The sequence below is a fragment of the Sphingobium sp. SA916 genome, assembly GCF_002894065.1.
GTDB lineage: Bacteria > Pseudomonadota > Alphaproteobacteria > Sphingomonadales > Sphingomonadaceae > Sphingobium > Sphingobium fuliginis.
The window spans coordinates 61,106-80,982 of sequence record NZ_LXYF01000107.1; the positions used below are offsets into that span (position 1 = coordinate 61,106).

14 protein-coding genes and 1 riboswitch are annotated in these 19,877 nt (G+C 67.8%); of the genes, 3 read left to right on the top strand and 11 right to left on the bottom strand.

The window, feature by feature from the left end; all coding sequences use genetic code 11:
- Window positions 1-7 precede the first annotated feature (7 nt).
- Window positions 8-1,822, bottom strand: a complete 1,815-nt coding sequence (locus A8G00_RS24250; protein WP_103001914.1) for a TonB-dependent siderophore receptor — start codon at window positions 1,820-1,822, stop codon at window positions 8-10.
- A gap of 169 nt (window positions 1,823-1,991) precedes the next feature.
- A riboswitch (cobalamin riboswitch) is annotated at window positions 1,992-2,207 on the bottom strand.
- An 85-nt stretch (window positions 2,208-2,292) separates the two neighbouring features.
- Between A8G00_RS24250 and A8G00_RS24255 the strand changes: the two genes are divergently transcribed.
- Window positions 2,293-3,276, top strand: a complete 984-nt coding sequence (locus A8G00_RS24255; protein ID WP_103001915.1) for a threonine/serine dehydratase — start codon at window positions 2,293-2,295, stop codon at window positions 3,274-3,276.
- Window positions 3,276-3,812 (top strand): molybdenum cofactor guanylyltransferase, encoded by a 537-nt coding sequence (locus A8G00_RS24260; RefSeq protein WP_103001945.1) that lies wholly within the window; start codon window positions 3,276-3,278, stop codon window positions 3,810-3,812. Before A8G00_RS24255 ends, A8G00_RS24260 begins: the two co-directional genes overlap by 1 nt.
- 60 nt (window positions 3,813-3,872) lie before the next feature.
- Here the strand turns inward: A8G00_RS24260 and cobA are convergent, their stop codons facing one another.
- The 7 genes from cobA to A8G00_RS24295 all read right to left on the bottom strand — a co-directional run bounded on the left by cobA (window position 3,873) and on the right by A8G00_RS24295 (window position 13,783).
- Window positions 3,873-4,661, bottom strand: a complete 789-nt coding sequence (gene cobA / locus A8G00_RS24265; RefSeq protein ID WP_103001916.1) for a uroporphyrinogen-III C-methyltransferase — start codon at window positions 4,659-4,661, stop codon at window positions 3,873-3,875.
- Window positions 4,648-7,269, bottom strand: coding sequence for a nitrate reductase (locus A8G00_RS24270; protein WP_103001917.1), 2,622 nt, complete (start codon window positions 7,267-7,269; stop codon window positions 4,648-4,650). The genes cobA and A8G00_RS24270 overlap by 14 nt, the downstream gene beginning before the upstream one ends.
- Before the next feature lie 80 nt (window positions 7,270-7,349).
- On the bottom strand, window positions 7,350-7,685 hold the full coding sequence (gene nirD / locus A8G00_RS24275) for a nitrite reductase small subunit NirD (protein WP_025547035.1): 336 nt from the start codon (window positions 7,683-7,685) through the stop codon (window positions 7,350-7,352).
- Between the two features lie 5 nt (window positions 7,686-7,690).
- Entirely contained in the window at window positions 7,691-10,222 is a 2,532-nt protein-coding gene (nirB, locus tag A8G00_RS24280; RefSeq protein ID WP_103001946.1) for a nitrite reductase large subunit NirB, read from the bottom strand.
- Between the two features lie 297 nt (window positions 10,223-10,519).
- Entirely contained in the window at window positions 10,520-11,776 is a 1,257-nt protein-coding gene (locus A8G00_RS24285) for a NarK/NasA family nitrate transporter (protein ID WP_103001918.1), read from the bottom strand.
- Window positions 11,777-12,002: 226 nt separating this feature from the next.
- Window positions 12,003-13,205 (bottom strand): ABC transporter substrate-binding protein, encoded by a 1,203-nt coding sequence (locus A8G00_RS24290; RefSeq protein ID WP_103001919.1) that lies wholly within the window; start codon window positions 13,203-13,205, stop codon window positions 12,003-12,005.
- Window positions 13,205-13,783, bottom strand: a complete 579-nt coding sequence (locus A8G00_RS24295; protein ID WP_025547041.1) for an ANTAR domain-containing response regulator — start codon at window positions 13,781-13,783, stop codon at window positions 13,205-13,207. Before A8G00_RS24295 ends, A8G00_RS24290 begins: the two co-directional genes overlap by 1 nt.
- Window positions 13,784-13,971: 188 nt before the next feature.
- On the opposite strand from A8G00_RS24295, the gene A8G00_RS24300 reads away from it, so the two are divergent.
- Window positions 13,972-15,549, top strand: a complete 1,578-nt coding sequence (locus A8G00_RS24300) for an ABC-F family ATP-binding cassette domain-containing protein (RefSeq protein ID WP_103001920.1) — start codon at window positions 13,972-13,974, stop codon at window positions 15,547-15,549.
- Between the two features lie 9 nt (window positions 15,550-15,558).
- Here A8G00_RS24300 and A8G00_RS24305 read toward each other — a convergent pair whose 3' ends face one another.
- From A8G00_RS24305 to A8G00_RS24315, 3 genes are read right to left on the bottom strand one after another with little or no spacing between them, the layout of a single operon-like run.
- Window positions 15,559-17,088 carry a DHA2 family efflux MFS transporter permease subunit gene (locus tag A8G00_RS24305; RefSeq protein WP_025547043.1) on the bottom strand — a complete coding sequence of 510 codons (1,530 nt, stop codon included), beginning with the start codon at window positions 17,086-17,088 and terminating at the stop codon, window positions 15,559-15,561.
- An 11-nt stretch (window positions 17,089-17,099) separates the two neighbouring features.
- Window positions 17,100-18,263 (bottom strand): EmrA/EmrK family multidrug efflux transporter periplasmic adaptor subunit, encoded by a 1,164-nt coding sequence (locus A8G00_RS24310; protein ID WP_048575462.1) that lies wholly within the window; start codon window positions 18,261-18,263, stop codon window positions 17,100-17,102.
- Window positions 18,256-19,800 (bottom strand): efflux transporter outer membrane subunit, encoded by a 1,545-nt coding sequence (locus A8G00_RS24315; protein WP_103001921.1) that lies wholly within the window; start codon window positions 19,798-19,800, stop codon window positions 18,256-18,258. The genes A8G00_RS24310 and A8G00_RS24315 overlap by 8 nt, the downstream gene beginning before the upstream one ends.
- Between the last annotated feature and the right edge of the window lie 77 nt (window positions 19,801-19,877).

A 19,877-nucleotide genomic window follows, 5' to 3' on the forward strand; every position in this document is an offset into this window, starting at 1 on the left:
GCTATTTTCAGAAGCGCGCACGCACGCCGCCGAAGGCCGACCGGCCGTAGGTGCCATAGCCATGGACCGTGGCGTATTTCTCATCGGTCAGATTGTCGATGCGGCCGTAGATTTCCAGATTTTCCCGGATCGGGAAGGATGCCCGCACGTCCGTCACGGCATAGCCGTCCAGCCGGATCGCGTTGGTCGCATCGTTGAAGCTGTCGCCTACCATCGTCACGGTCGCGCCGGTCGACAGGCCGAAGGGCCAGACATAGTCCGCCGAAACGCTGACCGCATCGGCGGCGCGGCGCGGGAGCCGGGCGTCGGTATTGCGGTCGCGCGCATCGACATAGCTGTAGGCGGCGGTGACGGTCAGCGCATCGACAGGCTTCAGGGCCAGCATCGCCTCCACCCCCTTGGCGCGGGTGCGGTCGAGATTATTGTAACCGCCGTAAAGACCGATCGAATAATCATAGTTGATCTGGTCTTTGGTGTCGCGGCGGAAAGCCGTGACGGAGAGGATCGCCCGGTCGCCGTCCAGCCTTTGGTCGAAGCCGATGTCGTAGCTTTTCGACCGCTCCGGGCGCAGGCCCGCATTGCCGACGTCGGCGCCGTAAAGCTGGTAGAGCGAGGGGGCCTTGAACCCCTCCCCATAGCTCATGCGGATGTTGGTCGCGCCGGCGTTGGGCGTGTAGTTCGCATTGGCGCCGAAGGTGGTCGCGCCGCCGAACTGGCTGTGATCGTCATGCCGCGCGCCGGCGGTCAGCGACAGGCCGGCGACCGGCTTCACGATGGCCAGCGCATAGACGCTGTCCATATCGGCCCGGTGGCTTTCGGTCGAGCCGAAGCCGGAGAAGTCGTAGTCGGGCCGTTCATGTTCATAGCCGAAGACCAGCTTCGCCTGATCGACCGGCTGATAGACGCCCTCATATTCGAAGCGCAGATTGGTGCCCGAATAGCCATAAGGGCCGAATGCGGATGTATAGTCGCGGTCCATGCGGAACCAGGTCACGGCCGCCCGGTTGGTGAGCCTGCCGTCGAACAGCGACAGGTTCAGACCGGCATAGCCGACATATTGATCGGATTTCGAGCTGTCGGCGGTGCTGTCCACCACGCCGTTGTCGGTATCCAGATCGGCATGGATATAATAGCCGCGCAGGTCGAGGCTGAGCGTATCGGTAAAGGCCAGCTTGAGCTTGGCATTGGCGGCGATATTCTCATACCCGTCCTTTTCCGTGCCGCTGGCGGCGGAGGAAATGCCGTCGGTGTTGAAATAGGCGATGCCGACGCCGCCCGAAGCGATGCCGCTGCCGCCCGAAACATCCGCCTTGGCGTTCAGCGTATTGCTGTAACCGTAATCGACCGAGGCATTGCCCGCGAAACCGGCGGCAGGCGTGCCGGTCATGATGTTGACGACGCCGCCTATGGCCTGGCTGCCATAGGCGATGGAGTTGGACCCCCTCAAAATTTCGATTCGCCGGATATTGCCGGTCAGCAGATTGCCGAAGTCGTACATGTCGCCGATGCCGCTGGTGTCGTTGACCTTGACCCCGTCGATCAGCACCAGCGTCTGCGTCGTTTCCGCCCCGCGCAACGAAACCCCGGTCACGCCGCCAAGGCTGCCGCTGCGGTTGAAGCGCACCCCCGGCGTGGTGGCCAGCAGGTCGACGACGCTGACGCTCTGGCGGGTGCGGATGGTGTCGGCGTCGATGACGGTGACTGCCTGGCCGACCTCGTCGCGCGGCTGTTCGATGCCCAGCGCGGTGACGATGATCTCATCCTCCGCCAGGGCGGGAGCGGCCGCGAGCAAGGCGGCGATGGAAATGGAAATCCTCAACATGGCTATATTCCCCCTGAGCGCCGGTGCAACATGGCTCAGGGCGTCCGCTCGCGCGGCCGGACGGGGGAAATGGCCGGCGCCCGTGCCCTCCCCCCGCACCGATGCGGCCCTGCGCCGCTTCGTCGCTCAGACGGAGAACACCGTGCCATGGCCATACCCTGGACCAAGGCAAGAGCGACCATGCGCCGGCAGGTCTCCTGGCTCGCGGGTCAATGCGGCGATGCACGCCTTCCCGGACTTGCGTCCAGTGGCCGGCCCCTGGGCCGAAGTGCATCGCGCTCACCGCTTACAGTTGCAGGGACAGCCGCGGAATAGGACGGTTTCCCGTCCGCACCGCATTCCCGTTTTCAGCCCCCTTCGGGGCACCGGCGCGATCTTCTTTTTGCGCGCGAAGGCATTGCCCCGCCCGCGTCCCGCGCCATAAGGGAAAGCGGCGGCCATGCCAAGAGGCAGCCATGGAAGGAGATTGCATGCCGTTCGCCATCAGCCCCGCCGATGTCGAGGATGCGGCGCGGGTCATCGCCCCTGCCGCCATCCGCACGCCGCTGCTGGAAAATGCGGCGCTCAACGCCCGCTGCGGCCGGCGCGTGCTGGTGAAGTTCGAAGGCGCGCAGCACAGCGGATCGTTCAAGTTCCGCGGCGCCTACAACCGGCTGGCCCGCCTGGACGCGGCGGAGCGGAAGGCGGGGGTCGTCGCCTGGTCTTCGGGCAATCATGCGCAGGGCGTGGCCCTTGCGGCGCGGTTGCTGGGCATGGCGGCGACGATCGTGATGCCGGCCGACGCGCCCGCGATCAAGACGGCGAATACGCGGGCGCTGGGCGCCGATGTCGTGCCCTATGACCGCTTCACCCAAAGCCGGGAGGAAATCGCCATGAGGCTGGTGAACGAACGGGGCGCGGTGCTGGTGCCGTCCTTCGACGATCCCTTCATCATGGCCGGCCAGGGGACGATCGGGCTGGAGATCATGGAACAGGCCGCCGAAGCAGGGGCGGAGATCGGCCAGATCCTCGTCAATTGCGGCGGCGGCGGCATGGTGTCGGGAATCGCGACCGCCGTGAAGGCGCGCCAGCCCGGCGTCGCGATCCTGGCGGTGGAGCCGGAAGCGTTCGACGATACGGCGCGCTCGCTGGCGAGCGGCGTGCGGGAAAGCGTATCGCCCGATGCGCGGTCGATCTGCGACGCCCTGCTGTCTCCCGCGCCGGGGGCGCTGACCTTTCCCATCAACCGGGCCTATCTGGCGGGCGGCCTCGCGGTGAGCGACGATCAGGTGCGCGACGCGATGCGCTTTGCCTTTTCGGCGCTCAAGCTGGTGGTGGAGCCGGGCGGGGCCGCGTCGCTGGCGGCGATGCTGGCCGGGCTGGCTCCGGATGCCGAGGGGGCGAGCGTCGTGGTGATCTCCGGCAGCAATGTCGATCCCGACAGCTATGCCCGGATCATCGCGGGCGGCGCATGATGCGGCTGATGGGGGCGGTTCTGGCCGGCGGGCGGTCCAGCCGGTTCGGCAGCGACAAGGCGCGGGCGATGCTGGACGGGCGCAGCCTGCTGGAGCATGCGGTGGCGGCGCTGGGGCGGCAGGTCGAAACCGTGGCGGTCTGCGGCCGGCAGGTGGAGGGGATGATCGGGCTGGCGGATCGCCCGGCTGCGGACATGGGGCCGCTGGGGGGCCTGAACGCGGCGCTGCATCATGCGCGGGCGCTGGGTTATGACGCGGTGCTGACGACCGGATGCGACGTGCCCGCCTATCCGGACGGGCTGGCGGAGGCGTTGATCGGACAGGGAGCCGCCATCCTCAAGGGGCAGCAGCTGATCGGCTTCTGGCCTGCTTCCCTGGCTGGCGAGTTGGACGCGCATCTGGCGGAGGAGAATAACCGGTCGATCCGTGGCTGGCTGGAGCGGGTGGACGCGCGGATCGTGGAGCGGCCGGAGTTCGTGCTGCCCAACATCAACCGGCCGGAGGATCTGGAGGATCTGGCAAGGAGCGGTCGATAGGATAACAGGCTCCCGGGAAGGCGCTCGGACGAGACAAGTCGCTCGCGAGAGCGCGGTCCGCTATGATGACCCGGTCAGCGCGACGCTCGCCATGCTCTCCACCGGCGCATGCGTCCCGGCCACCGCCTCCCCGATCAGCAGCAGGGTCGGGTCGTCGTCGCTGATCGTCCGCACCAGAAAGGCGAGCGCCGACAGCTTGCCGCGGATCAGGCGTTCATTGGGCAGGGAGACGTTGACCGCCACCATCACCGGCGTTTCGGGATCGCGTCCGGCGGCGATCAGGCAGCGGCCGATCTCGCCCGCCGCCGCGCGGCCCATATAGATGCCGAGCGTGCCGCCCGGACGGGCCAGCGCTTCCCAGTCGAGCCGCAGCGGCTCGCCCGCCTTCAGATGCGCCGTCACCAGCGTCAGTCCCCGCGCCACCCCGCGCAGGGTGAGCGAGGCATGCCCGCTCGCCGCCGCCGCGCTGGCCGTGGTGACGCCGGGGCAGATGCGCACGGCAACGCTCGCCTCCGCCAGATGGGCCATCTCCTCCGCCGAGCGGCCGAAGACCGAGGGGTCGCCGCCCTTGAGGCGGACGACGCGGCGACCCGCCCTGGCGGCCGCGAGCAGCAGGTCGTTGATGCTGCCCTGCGCCTTCGAATGGCGGCCCGAACGCTTGCCGACGCTGACCCGCTCGACGCCTGAGGGGATGAGGTCGATCACGCCCGGCCCGACCAGCGCGTCGTGGAAGACGACATCCGCCGCCGCGATCAGCCTTTCGGCCTTGCGGGTGAGCAGGTCCGGATCGCCCGGCCCCGCGCCGACCAGCCAGACCTGTCCGGGGGCGATAAGATCATTCGGCTGCATGAAGCGTCTCCTGCATGTTTTGGGCAAGGATGTTGGCGAGCGCGGGCCGGCACGATCCGCAATTGGCGCCCGCGCCCAGCGCCCTGCCGATGGCGGGCACATCGACCAGTTGCCGTTCGCGGATCGCGGCGACGATCTGGTTGAGGCCGATGTCGAAGCAGACGCAGACGGTCGCGCCCTTGTCTCCAGCCGCGCCCGGTCCCCGCGCCGCGAGGACGGAGCCGCCCACCCCCTCTGCCTGCAACTGGCCGATCAGCCAGTCGCGCGAGGGCAGCAGGCCGCTGCGCGTCACGAACAGCACGCCGTTCAGCCTGCCTTCGCCGATGGTCGCGATGCGGCGCGTGCCGCGCGATGCGTCCATCGCCTCGACGCGGTCGCCCTTCGGAAGAAAGGCGTCGAGGCGGGCGGGGTCGCCATTGCCGGCGATTTCGTAGAGCGCGCCGCCCGGCACGGCGATCCGGGTGGACCAGAGGCAGGGCAGCTTCACCGGCTGCCCGATCCCTTCCCGATCGCGCAGGATGAGGAAACCGCTCCACTCGGTCGCGACCTTCCCGACGCTGGCCGGGGTGGATTTGAAGCCGGGCTGGCCCGAATGGGGATCGACCAGCGGACGCGGGAGCAGGCCGGTGCGCCCGCCGCTGGACGTCTGGTCCGTCCAGTGGATCGGGGTGAAGATTTCGCCGCGCCGCTGGCCTTCGTTCAGGCTGACGCGGAAGATGCTGTTGCCCTGCGCCGTCTCGACGCGGGCGAGGTCGCGGTCGGCAATCCCCAGCGCCGCCGCGTCCCGCGGGTGGATTTCCACCAGCGGCTCTTCGCGATGGCGGGCGAGTTTAGGGGACAGGCCGGTGCGGCTCATCGTGTGCCACTGGTCGCGATAACGGCCGGTGTTGAGCGTCATCGGCCACTGTTTCAGCGGCTCCTGCATGTCCATCTGCTTCGTCAGGACCAGCCGCGCCCGGCCGTCCGGCGTCGGGAAGCGGCCGTCGGCAAAGGGCGTGCCGCCCCAGCGGAACGGCTCCATGGCGTCATAGGCATCATTGCCGATGGCGGCCCAGGCGCGCAGGTTCAGCACCCGCTGCCCATCATTGCCATAAGCGGTGAGCCGCGCATGTTCGCGCCAGATGTCGGCGGGCCGATCATAGGCGAAGGCATTGCGCCACCCCATGCGGCGCGCGACCTCCTTGACGATCCACCAGTCCGGCTTCGCCTCTCCGGGCAGCGGCAGGAAGGGGCGCTGGCGGCTGATCGTGCGGTCCGAATTGGTGACGGTGCCGTCCTTTTCCCCCCAGCCGGCGGCAGGCAGGCGGACATGGGCATGCGCGCCCGTATCGGTGTCGGCCATGATGTCCGACATGACGACGAAGGGACAGGCGGCCAGCGCGTCCCTGACCCGGTTCGCGTCGGGCATGGAGACGGCGGGGTTGGTCGCCATGATCCAGAGCGCCTTGATCCGGCCTTCGTTGATGGCGCGGAACAGGTCGACGGCTTTCAGGCCCGGCTTGGTGGCCATGGCGGGGGCGGCCCAGAAGCGGCCCACCCGCTCTACATTTTCCGGCGCGAAATCCATATGGGCGGCAAGGCTGGAGGCAAGGCCGCCGACTTCCCGCCCGCCCATGGCGTTGGGCTGGCCGGTGATCGAGAAGGGCGCCGCGCCCGGCTTGCCGATGCGGCCGGTGGCGAGGTGGACGTTGATGATCGCGTTCACCTGATCGGTGCCGCGGATCGACTGGTTGATGCCCTGGCTGAACAGCGTCACCGTGCGCGGCGTGGCGGCGAACAGCGTGTAGAACTGCTCCAGCAGCGCGGGCGCGACGTCGCAGGTCTTCGCGGTCGTCCAGAGATCGTGCCCGGTGCGGACATGTTCCCAGAAACCCTCGGGCGCGCTGACATGATCGGCGAGGAAGGCCGGATCGGTGAGCCCCTGCTGCGCTATCCAGGCCAGCAGGCCGTTCATCAGGGCAACGTCGGTGCCGGGCTTCACCGGCAGATACAGATCGGCCCCTTCGCAGGTTTCGGTGCGGCGCGGGTCGATGACGACCAGTTTCGTGCCGCGCGCGGCGCGGGCCGCCTGTATGCGCTGATAGACGATGGGGTGGCACCAGGCGGTGTTGGAACCCACCAGCACGATCAGGTCCGCCTGCTCCAGATCGTCATAGCTGGCGGGCACGACATCCTCGCCGAAGGCCCGGTTGTGTCCGGCGACGGCGCTGGACATGCAGAGGCGGCTGTTGGTGTCGATGTTGGAGGAGCCTATGAAGCCCTTCATCAGCTTGTTGGCGACATAATAATCCTCCGTCATGAGCTGACCGGAGACGTAGAAGGCCACGCTGTCCGGGCCATGACGATCGATGGTTTCGCGAAAGCGCCGGGCGACAAGGTCCAGCGCCTTGTCCCAGCCTGCCCGCCTGTTGCCGATCATCGGGTGCAGCAGGCGGCCGGTCAGCCCTGTCGTCTCGCCCAGATGCGTGCCCTTGGAACAGAGGCGGCCGGCATTGGCGGGATGCGCCGCGTCGCCCCTGATCGTGACCGAGCGCGGGCCGGTCGGCGTCGCTGAGATGCCGCAGCCGACGCCGCAATAGGCGCAGGTGGTGCGGATGGCGCGCTCCATTCACCCCTCCCCTTCGGGTTCGCCTGTGGGGGCTGCCCCGGCCCCTCCCCTGAAGGGAAGGGGGTTTTTGCTGTGCCGGTTCACGCCGCCGCCCTCGCCTGCTCCGGCGGTGCTATCAGGATGCGGTCTCCTTCCATCCGCACCGCTATGGTCGGGGTGCAGCCCTTATCCCCGCCCTGCGCCTCGCCCGTTCTGAGCGCGATGGTCCAGTTGTGCAGCGGGCAGGCGACGCTGTGGCCGTGGACGATGCCCTGACTGAGCGGGCCTTTTTTGTGCGGGCATTCATTGACCAGCGCGAAGACATGGTCGTCGCCGGTGCGGAACACCGCGATTTCCTTCTCTCCTGCGATCTGCACGGTACGGGCGCCGCGCTGGGGAATGTCGGCCAGCGTTCCGATGTCGATCCAGTCGGTCATGTCGTTCACTCCGCAGCGATGGCGCCAAAGGGCATTGGGGGTTCGAGGGGCTGGTGCAGTTCGCTGTCCGCACCGGCTGCGCGCTGCGCCCAGGGATCATCCTGGGAGAAGCTCTGCGAATAGAGGAAGCGGCTGCGCAGCGCCTCGCGGCCTGCTTCGTCCTCGACGATCCGGCTCTTCACATAGTCGACGCCGACGCGCTCTATCCACGGCGCGGTGCGCTCCAGATAGCGGGCTTCCTCGCGGTAGAGCTGGATGAAGGCGGCGCAATGATCGAGCGCCTCCTGCTCGGTCGAAACCTTGCACAGCAGGTCGGTGGCGCGGACATGGATGCCGCCATTGCCGCCGACATGCAGTTCATAGCCCGAGTCGACGCAGACCACGCCGAAGTCCTTGATCGTCGCCTCCGCGCAGTTGCGGGGACAGCCCGACGCCGCGATCTTGAACTTGTGGGGCATCCACGATCCCCAGGTCATCCGCTCGATCCTGACCCCCAAGCCCGTGGAATCCTGCGTGCCGAAGCGGCACCATTCGGACCCGACGCAGGTCTTCACCGTGCGCAGCGACTTGCCATAGGCATGGCCCGACACCATGCCGGCGGCGTTGAGATCGGCCCAGACGGCGGGCAGGTCTTCCTTCCTGATGCCGAAGATGTCGAGCCGCTGGCCGCCCGTCACCTTCACCATGGGCGCGTTGTACTTCTCGACCACGTCGGCGATGGCGCGCAGTTCCCTGGGGCTGGTGAGGCCGCCCCACATGCGCGGCACGACCGAATAGGTGCCGTCCTTCTGGATGTTGGCGTGCATCCGTTCGTTGACGAAGCGGCTCTGCTGGTCGTCCCGATATTCGCCCGGCAGCGCGCAGAGCAGATAATAGTTCAGCGCGGGGCGGCAGGAGGAGCAGCCGTCCGGCGTCGACCAGTGCAGCAGTTGCATGACTTCCGGGATGGAGCGCATATTCTGCGCCACGATTTCCCGCCGGACATCGTCATGGGTGAAGCTGGTGCATTTGCACAGGGTCTTCGGGCCGGACTGGACCTCATCGCCCAGCACGACGCTCAGCAGATTTTCGACAAGGCCGGTGCAGGAGCCGCAGCTTGCCGACGCCTTGCAGGTGGCGCGCACCGCGTCGAGGCTGCACGCGCCCTTTTCGATGCAGGCGACGACCTGGCCCTTGGCTACGCCGTTGCAGCCGCAGATCTCGGCATCGTCCGAGAGCGCCGCAACGGCCGCCTTAGGGTCCAGCGCGCCCCCTCCCGAGGCGCCAAGGGCGGCATAAGCCTGACCGAAGATCAGCAGGTCGCGAATGCCGCTGACATCCTCCTCGCGCTTCAGCAGGTCGAAATACCAGCCGCCATCGACCGTGTCGCCATAGAGCACCGCGCCGACGATCCTGTCGTCCCTGACGACGACGCGCTTGTAGATCCCGCGCGAGGCGTCGCGCAGGACGATGTCCTCGCACCCCTCTCCGCCCGAGAAGTCGCCGGCGGAGAAGACGTCCAGACCCGCGACCTTGAGCTTGGTGGAGGTGACGGAACCCCTGTAGCCGCTATGCCGGTCGGTCAGGCCGTCAGCGAGGCTGCGGCACATCTCCCACAGCGGCGCGACGAGGCCGTAGACATTGCCGTCATGCTCGACGCATTCGCCGACAGCGAGAATATCGGGGTCGCTGGTGACCATATGGTCGTCGACCCTGATGCCGCGATCGACCTCCAGCCCGGCTTCGCGGGCAAGAGCGGTCGAGGGACGGATGCCCACAGCCATCACCACCAGACTGGCGGGGATTTCGCGGCCGTCCTTCAGCCGGACGCCCTCGACCTTGCCGTCGCCATAGATAGATTCGGTGTTGGCGCCGGTCAGGATGGTCTGGCCCCGGCCCTCCAGAGCCGACTTCAGCAGCCAGCCCGCCGCTTCGTCGAGCTGCCGCTCCATCAGCGTGTCCATGAGGTGGATGACGGTCACCTTCATGCCGCGCAGGGTCAGGCCATGTGCGGCTTCGAGGCCGAGCAGGCCGCCGCCGATCACCACCGCGTCGCCGCCCTTTCCGGCGGCCTCCAGCATGGCGTCGACATCCTTCATGTCGCGGAAGCTGATGACGCCGGGCAGGTCCTTCCCCGGAACCGGGATGATGAAGGGGTCCGACCCGGTGGCGATGAGCAGCTTGTCATAGCCGACGGTGCGACCCGATTGGCTCGTGACGGTCTTTCCGGCGCGGTCTATCGCCGTCACCGGATCGCCCGCGATCAGTTCGATATTGTTGTCGCTGTACCAGTCGCGGCTGTTGATGATGATGTCGTCGAAGCTCTTTTCCCCGGCCAGAACCGGCGAGAGCATGATGCGGTTATAATTTACATGGGGCTCCGCGCCGAAGATGGTGACGCGGTAACGGTCCCTGTCCCGCGCCAGCAGTTCCTCGACCGCGCGGCAGCCGGCCATGCCGTTGCCCACCACCACCAGATGTTCGCGAACATCGTCCGAAGGCATGAAGAGCGCCTCTTCACTGGCCGTTTCCGGTCCGGCGTTGTTCTGAAAATCCATCCTTCGACTCCAGAAAAGAAAAAGGCCGCCATCCGGACCCCCGGTCCTGAAACCGGAAGTCTGGATGGCGGCCTTGCCATCATAAGCGCCTTGATCGTCCGTCTGTGGACCACCGCGGCTATGGAAGAAGGACAACCCTGTCCCTTGCATTGCAGCATATGCTCTTGACGATTCGGGTCAAGCGATTCCTCGCAGCACGAGGTATTTTTGTTGCGGCGCCCCTGCGCCTTGCCGCAGGCGCGAAAAGGGCGGCGGCCTGTCGTGGGCCGCCACCTCCCTCTCCTTGCCGTAACCCGATCAGATGCGCGCTGCGCCGGTCCAGGTCGCGCGCCAGCGGGCGCGGACCAGCGTGATGCCGAGGAAGGCGGCCAGCGCAAGGCCCGCGAAGATCAGGAAGCCGGGCGCGAAGCTGCCGGTGAACTGCCTGGCGATGCCCAGCGACGAGGCGAGATAGAAGCCGCCAATGCCGCCCGCCATGCCGACCAGCCCGGTCATGACGCCGATTTCCGCCTGAAAGCGCTGCGGCACGAGCTGGAAGACCGCGCCGTTCCCGACGCCCAGCGCCAGCATCGCGGCGACGAAGAAGCCGAGGGCGGAGAGCAGCGTCGGCGCATAGGCGACGCCCGCCAGAGCCAGCGCGGCAGCGATATAGACCATCATCAGCGCCTTGACGCCGCCGATCCGGTCGGCCAGCGCGCCGCCCATCGGGCGCACCAGCGACCCGGCGAAGACGCAGCCGGCGGTGCAATAGCCCGCGACCACCGGGGTAAGGCCGAATTGATCGGTGAAGTAGATCGGCAGCGAGGCGGCCAGTCCCACGAAACCGCCGAAGGTCACCGAGTAGAAGCCCATCAGCCACCAGGCGTCGGCGCTTTTCAGCGGATGGAAATAATCGACCAGCCGCTTGGGCGCGGGCGCATCGGGCGCGTTGCGGGCCATGACCATATAGAGGATGAAGACGATGGTCAGCGGAATGCAGGCAAGGCCCAGCACCGCGTTCCAGCCGAACAGCCTGGCCAGCATCGGCGCGAACAGCGACGCCAGCACCGTGCCGGAATTGCCCATGCCGGCAAGGCCCATCGCCTTGCCCTGATGTTCGGCGGGATACCAGCGGCTGGCGAGCGGCAGCGCGATCGCGAAGCTGGCCCCGGCAAAGCCCAGGATCACGCCCAGCGCCAGCGTGCCGCCGAAGCTGTCGACGCCGAGAAGCCATGCCGTGAAGAGGCCGAGGATGACGACCGCCTGGCTGATCGCCCCCGCCTGCTTGCAGCCGATCCGATCGACCAGCAGGCCGTTGACGACCCGCAGCACGGCGCCCGCCAAAGTCGGGACGGCGACCATCAGGCCCTTTTCGGCCGGCGTCAGGCCCAGGCTTTTGGAGATGGAGGGGGCCAGCGGTCCCAGCAGCACCCACACCATGAAGGCAAGGTCGAAATAGAGGAAAGCAGCGATGAGCGTGGGCGTGTGCCCGGCCTTCCAGAAACTGGTCTGGCCGGCTTCTCCTTCAACCCCCGGAGCCTGGTCCTCCGGACGCTCCCAATATGCAGTTGCCATGATGACGTCCCTCGAATCTTGTGAAATGGGCACGAAAAAAGCCGCTTCCGGACCTCGCTCCTGCGAAATCCGGCCAGCGGCTTTGCTGTATGATCGGAGGGAGAACGCGATCCCGACCTTGGGAAGGGCTCATCCCGGAAAACGCGCCTCGTCGCGCGACTCTCATCTTATCTCGCGATTCGATCCATGTTGCAAGGCACAAATTGGCGAGCGCGAGGGCGGGATTTCAGAAGCTGGCGAGGAAATCCTCGATCCGCTCCGGATCGAATATCCGGCCGTCGAAGAAACGGTCCGGCCCCAGCGTCAGTTCGCCCCGTTTCGATCCCACCGCGAGCGGAGAGGCCACCGCCCCTTCCACCTTCATGCTGGCGCCCGGCATCGCGACGTCGCTGTCCGCCAGCGCCCGGCGGAAGATGTCCGGCCGGAACACCGACGCGGCCCGGGCGGCATTGTCCGCGCTATGGTCCACCATCTTCCAGCGGACGAGCTGCGAATAGATCCACAGCGCCTGGCTGCGCCACGGAAAGGGCGTCGCCTCCCGCGAGAAGAGCATGAAATCGGGCATGGAGAGCGGCGCCATGTCGATGCGGGGCACGATCCTGCCCGACAGCGCGCGCAGGATCACCTCCGCAGGCTGGTCCACATATTGGGGGCGCGAGAGAAGATGCGCCAGCGCCTCCTGATTTTCCGGGTCGTCGCACCAGCCCGCCGCCCGCACAAGCGCCCGCAGCAACCGGTCGACGCTGTCGGGATTCTCCTCCAGCCAGGGCGTGCGGAAAGCCAGCATCTTCTCCACCCCGCGCCGCCAGATGCGCTCGCCAATGGCCACGGCTTCGGCCAACCCTGCATCCACGGCCGCGCTGCCCCAGGGTTCGCCCGCGATGAAGCCGTCAATCTCCCCCGCCCCGATCGCCTCCACCGTCAGCGAGGGGGGAAGCACGCGCAGGATGACGTCGCGATCCGGATCGACCCCCGCGCTCGCCAGCCAGTAGCGCAGCATGACGGAATGGCTGGAAAAGCGATGGACGACGCCGATCACCGGCTTGCGCTTCCAGAGGCCGATGGCCGCCGCGAAATCATGCGCGGTGCCCAGCGGATCGTCCAGCCGCGCCGCTATGTCCGGGTCCAGCGCCTGCGCGAACGCGCTCGCCATCACCAGCATGTTGCCGTTGACGTTGAGCTTGTAGGGCGCGGCAAGCGGCGCGGCCTGCTGGCTCAACCCCAGGGTCACGGCGACGGCGAGCGGCGCCAGCATATGGGCGGCCTGCACCTGGCCGAACACCAGCCGGTCGCGCGACGTCGCCCAGCTTGTCGTGCGGACGAGGTCGAGATGCAGCCCCTCCTCCTCCGCGAAGCCCCTTTCCCGCGCCACCGCCAATACGGCGGCGTCGGTCAGCGGCAGGAAGGCGATGCGCAGGTCGGTCGTCATCACATCCCTCCCAACAGGTCGCTGGCGGTGATGAGGGCCTGGGCGACGTCCACGATCTTCTTTCCCTGATTCATCGCGCTCGACCGCAGCAGCGCATAGGCGTCCGGCTCCGAAAGGCCGCGCTGGCTCATCAGGATGGACTTGGCGCGATCGACTATCCTGCGGTCGGACAGCGCGGTGCGCGCCTCGTCCAGTTCGGACTGCAATTTCGCGAAGGCGTTGAAGCGCCGCACCGCCAGTTCCAGCACCGGCTTCACCCTCTCCTTCCGCAGCCCGTCGACGACATAGGCGGATACGCCCGCGTCGATGGCCGCGCCGATCATCGCCTCGTCGGACTGGTCGACGAACATGGCGATGGGACGGGCGAGCGCCCGGCTGACCGTCAGCATCTCCTCCAGCGTATCGCGGCTGGGGCTGCCCAGGTCCATCAGCACGACGTCCGGGGCCATGCGTTCCAGCCGCGCGACGAATCCGCCGCGCGGGGGGACGATATGAATATCGTCATAGCCCGCCTCGCGCAGCCCTTCCTCCAGAACCGTCGCGCGCAGGCCGCTGTCGTCGATGATGACGATTCGCATGAGACCCCAAGCCTTTTTCGCCACTCAGTGGCCGCGATGTTGCGCCGCGTCAATCGGGCGCGACCGACGACAGTTGCCAAGGATGACGCGCCGCTGTATCCCCCGATCCCGTTTCCCGGAGGATGACGCCATGGACAACTATCTGATCGCAAAGCCCAATCGCTCTGCCCTCAGGAAAGTTGCCGTCCATGCCCTCCATCGTCATTTCCCAGCTCGGCTGGTCCGCGCCTGACGGCACGGCCGTCCTTTCCGGGCTCGATTTTCGTTTCACCGCCGAACGACTCGGCCTTGTCGGACGCAATGGCGTCGGCAAGTCGACCTTGCTCGCCCTGATCGCCGGGCAACGCGCGCCCGCCAGCGGCACGATCCGCATCGACGGCGGCATCGCGACGCTGCGCCAAACCGTTCAGGTCGACCCGGAGGAACGCATTGCCGACCTGTTCGGCGCGCGGGAGGCGCTGGCCCTGCTCGGCAAGGCGGAGCGGGGCGAGGCCGATATGGCGGAGCTGGAGGCCTGCGACTGGACGCTGCCCGGGCGGATGGAGGAAGCGCTGGCCTCCGTCGGGCTGGCGGCCGATCCCGACACGCCATTGCTGGCCTTGTCCGGCGGCCAGCGCAGCCGCGCCGCGCTGGCCGGAGCGGCCTTTGCCCGGCCCGACTTCCTGTTGCTGGACGAGCCGACCAACAATCTGGATGCCGAGGGGCGCGCTGCCCTGTCCGACCTGCTTTCGCGATGGAAGGCCGGCGCGATCGTCGTCAGCCACGACCGCGCGCTGCTGGAGCAGATGGAGGCCATTGCGGAACTGACGAGCCTTGGCATCCAGCGCTATGGCGGCAACTGGACCGCCTATCGCGAGCGCAAGGCCGTCGAACTCGCCGCGGCGGGCCAGCAACTGGACCAGGCCGAACGGCGCATGACGGACATCGCCCGCCGGACGCAGATCGCAGCCGAGCGCAAGCAGCGCCGGGACGCCGCCGGAGCGCGCAAGGGTGCGAAGGGCGACATGCCGCGCATCCTGATCGGCATGCGGAAGAACCGGGCGGAAGGGTCCGGCGGCGATGCCGCGCGATTGGCCGACCGCCTGCGCCGGGAGGCGGAGGAGGCGGCGCAGGCGGCGCGCAGCCGGATCGAGATCGTCGAAAGCCTGACCGTCGCCATGCCCTCGACCGGATTGCAGGCTGACCGGCAGATCGTGCGGATCGACAGGGTGTCGGCGGGCTATCGCGCCGATGCGCCGGTGCTGCGCGACTTCAGCCTGCGGATCGACGGGCCGGAGCGGATTGCCGTCACCGGGCCCAATGGCGCGGGCAAATCGACGCTGCTGAAGCTGATCGCCGGTCTGATCCCGCCGCTGTCCGGTACGGTGCAGCTATCGGTCGATTGCGCGCTGCTGGACCAGGGCGTCGGCCTGCTCGACCCGCGGGCCAGCATTGCCGCCAATTTCGCCCGGCTGCACCCCCGCGCCACCGAAAATGCCGTGCGCGCGGCATTGGCGCGGTTCCGGTTCCGCGCCGATCTGGCGCTGCAGAGAGTGGGGACGCTCAGCGGCGGGCAGTTGTTGCGCGCCGGGCTCGCCTGCGTGCTTGGCGGCGACACATTGCCGCCGCTGCTGATGCTGGACGAGCCGACCAATCATCTCGATCTCGATTCCGTCGCGGCCATCGAGCAGGGGCTTGCCGCCTTCGACGGCGCGTTGATCGTGATCAGCCATGACGCCGCCTTTCTGGAAGCGGTCGGCATCGGCCGGGAGGTCAGCCTGGAATAGGCGCGCCGGTCAGTGCGCCGCCGAACGATCGACATTGCCGGTGGGGCGCGGGGCAAGCCACACCACGGCGGCGGCCAGGAACAGCACCAGCGCGGCGATGAAGAAGACATGGTTCATCGACACCACCTGCGACTGGGCGTCGACCAGATTGCCCACCGTCTGCCGCGCCTGTTCCTGCGTGAAGCCGCGGCTGGCCAGGTCGGCCATGGTCGCGTCGCCATGCAGCGTCCCGACCACCTCATTGCGCCACACCCGCTGCCCGTTCCCCCAGCCGGTCAGCACGATCGACGTGGAAATGGCGATGGCCAGCGTGCGCAGGAAATTCTGCATGCCCGCCGCAGAGGCGGTTTCCTCCGGCCGGACCGACCCCAGGGTCAGCGTCGTCAGCGGGATCATGAACAGGGGCATGCCGAAACCCTGGGCCAGTTGCGGAAGGGAGATCGTCCAGAAGTCCGCATCGGTGGTCCAGTGCGCCCGCCAAAGCGTCATCAGCCCGATCCAGGCGACACCGGTCGAAATCATCAGGCGCACGTCGACCTTGCTCACCAGCCGCCCGACAATGGGGGCCACGAGCATGGCGGTCATCGCCGTGAACGCCGTCGCCAGCCCCGCCCAGGCGGCGGTATAGCCCATCGAAATCTGCAGCCATTGCGGGATGACGACGATACCCGCGAAATAGGCCCCGAAGCAGAGCGCGAGCGTGAACACCCCGGAGGTGAAGCCGATATGGCGGAACACGCGCAGGTCGACGATGGGATGTTCCTCGGTCAGTTCCCAGATCAGGAAGACGCAGAAGCCGATGGCCGCCAGCACCGCCAGCGCGACGATCAGCGGATCGCCGAACCAGTCATGGTCGCGCCCGATGTCCAGCATGATCTGAAGGCAGCCGATCCAGAAGATGAGCAGCGCAAGGCCGATATAGTCGATGGGCAGCTTCATCCGATCCGTCTCCACCGGGGGCAGCAGCACCATGGCGGCAAAGACGCACAGGGCCGCGATGGGCAGGTTGATGAAGAAGATCCAGTGCCAGCTCCAGTTGTCGCTGATATAGCCGCCGACGATGGGACCGAGCGCGGGGCCAAGCAGCGTCGTCATCGCCCACAGCCCCATGACGCGCCCGCGCTGTTCCGGCGGGAAGATGCGCATCAGCAGGGTCTGCGACATCGGCATCAGCGGCCCGCCGCACAGGCCCTGGCCGATGCGGCAGACGACGATCATGCCCAGCGTCATGGACAGGCCGCACAGCAGGGAGAACAGGCCGAAGCCCAGCATGCCGAAGGTGAACAGCCGCACGGCGCCGAAGCGCTGCGCCAGCCAGCCGGTCAGCGGCACGCAGATCGCCTCCGCCACGGCGTAGCTGGTGATGATCCAGGTGCCCTGATCGGCGGAAATGCCCAGATTGCCCGCGATATGCGGCACCGAGACATTGGCGATGGTAAGGTCGAGCACGACCATGAAATTGCTGAGCGCCAGCGTCAGCCCCGCCAGCAGGCGATGACGGGGCGACAGGAGCGTGAAGGTTTCGGCCGGGCGGCTCACCACGGGCCTCCCTATTCGCCCGAAAGGTCGATTTCGGCTTCCATCGAAAGCCCGATGCGCAGGGGATGTTCGGCCAGTTCCCTGGGATCGAGCGCGATGCGCACGGGCAGGCGCTGCACCACCTTGATCCAGTTGCCGGTGGCGTTCTGCGCCGGGATCAGCGCCATCGACGCGCCGGTGCCGCCGGCGAAGCCGATCACCTTGCCATGATAGACGACGTCGCCGCCATAAAGGTCCGAAGTGACCGTGGCGGGCATGCCGACCTTCACCCGGCCGAGCTGGCGTTCCTTGAAATTGGCGTCGACATAGACCTGGGCGAGCGGCACGATGCTCATGATCGGGCTGCCCTGCGCGACGCGCTGGCCGACCTGCACCGACCGCCGGGTCACGACGCCGTCGATCGGGGCGCGGATGATGGAGCGGTCAAGGTCGAGCCGGGCATTGTCCAGCTTCGCCTTCGCGGCCAGCACGGCGGGATCGGTGTCGACGGTCGACCCGCGCACCAGCGCGTCATTGGCGGCAAGCTGGCCGCTGGCCGCGCCGCGTGTCGCCTCGGCCGTCGCCACCCCGGCCTTCGCCAGATCGAGCGCCGCCTGCGCCGCGGCATAGGCCTTGCGCGCGCTGGTCAGTTCCTCGCCCGAGACGGCGCCGTTGGGGGCCAGCGCCTCCCGCCGACGGAGGTCGATGCGCGCCTTGTCGAAATCGGCCTGCGCCGTCGCGAGCTGGGCCCGCGCCTGGTTGATGTCGGCGCCGCGCGCCTCCACCTGCGCCGCCAGCGAGCCGCTGGTCGCGAGGGTCTGGCGGAAGCGGCGGCGGGCTTCGGCAAGGTCGGCCTCCGCCTGCGCCACGGCGATGCGGGCGTTGGTGGGGTCGAGCTTCACCAATATGTCGCCGCGCTTGACCGCCTGGGTATCCGTCACCAGCACTTCGACCGCCTGGGCGGAAATGAGCGGCGTCACCTGCGCCACTTCCGCATTCACATAGGCATTGTCGGTGCTGACATGATTGCGGCCGACCAGCAGGTACCAGAGGGCATAGGCCGCGCCGACGACCAATATGACCAGCGCCAGCCGCACGAGCCATTTCCTGCGGGTTTCCATGCGCCGGGCGGCGGCATCGGCCGCATCGTCGGCCTTGCTCGCTTCGGACGTGAATTCGGGCTTGGCGTCAGCCATGGGGCGTATCCTTGGGCAACTGGAGCGGGTTCTGCGCATCGCTGGCGGCAAAGCCGCCGCCCAGCGCGCGGATGAGGGCGATGTCGAGCGTGAAGGCGCTGGCCTCCAGCTCCGCGACGGTCTGGCGGGCGGCCAGAAGCTGGTCCTCCACGTTCAGCACGTCGAGATAGGTGTTGAGCCCGCCTTCATAGCGCTGGCGGGCGATGTCATAGGCTTCCTCCGACGCGGTCAGCGCCGCGCGGGCATCGGTCAGCCGCTGGTCCAGCGTCCGCCGTCCGGTCACGGCGTCGGCCACCTGTTGATAGGCGCCGAGCACGGTCCGGTCATAGCTGGCCACCGCCTCTTCATAGGCGGCGCGGACGCCGCGATACTGGCCGCTGAGCGCGCCGCCATGGAAGATCGGCAGGCTGACCGCCGGCCCCGCATTGCCGAACAGCGAATCCTTCTTGAACAGCGTGTCCGCGAAGGAGCTCGATCCGCCGGAGAAGGCGCCGTTCTGGAGCACCGTCTGATAGCCGAGCGATTGCACGCCGATCAGCGCGCTCAGGCGAATGGCCGGAAAGAAGTCGGCCCGCGCCACCTTGATCCGCTTGGCCGCCGCTTCCGTCCGGGCGAGCGCCGCGGCGACATCGGGGCGGCGGGCGACCAGATTGGTGGTGACGTCCGCCGGCAGGCCGAGCGGACCGGGGCTGCCGAGCCGGGGCCTTGCAATGGCGAGACCCCGGTCGGGTCCGGCGCCGATCAATGCGGCGATCTGATGCTGGCGGACCGCAATCGCCTGGTCGGCAGCGGCGAGCTGCGCCTTGGCGGAGAATAGGGTGGCGTCGGCCTGCCGCTCGCTGCCGCGCGTTTCCAGCCCGTTGGCGCGGCGGTCCGCCACCAGCTTCTGGCTGGCGGTGCGGATTTCCAGCGCGCGGGCCTGAATGTCACGCTCGTCATAGAGCCGGGCGAGATCGGCATAGGCGTCGGCCACGCCGGCCGCCAGCGCCAGCCGGGCCTGCCGCGCATCGATCTCCGCCGCGCGGGCTTCCGAAGTCGCCGCCGCCAGCGCCGCCCGGTTCCTGCCCCACAGATCGAGGTCGAAGCCGAAATCCAGCGCCACCCGGCCGGTACCCAGCCAGCCCTTGGGAACGAATTCCTTGGGCATGCCCATATTATAGCTGGATTTGGTGACGCCGCTGCTGGCGTCCAGATCGACCGAAGGCAGCAACGGCGCGCCCGCCTGCTGCGCGGCGGCATTGGCCTGGGCGAAGCGGGCGGCGGCGGCGCTGACGTCCGGCGAACCCTTCAGCCCTTCCTCGATCAGCGCGTCCAGTTGCGGATCGCCATAGCCCTTCCACCAGCCTTCGGACGGCCATTGCGCGGAACCGTCGGCCTGAAGGCTGCGATCCGCCGCGATGCTGGCGGGCGCGCGCACGACCGGCTGGGGGCCAAGGTCGGGCACCGCCGCACAGGCCGACAGCAGGGCCACGCCCCCGGCAAGAAGCCCGGCGCGAGCGGACCGGGGAAAGGGATTTGGAAGGCGACTCACGGGCATAAAACCGTACCAAATAGTATGAAATGAGCCTTTGCGCCTGATGCGAATCCTTGTCAACCAAAATAGCGTACTATATG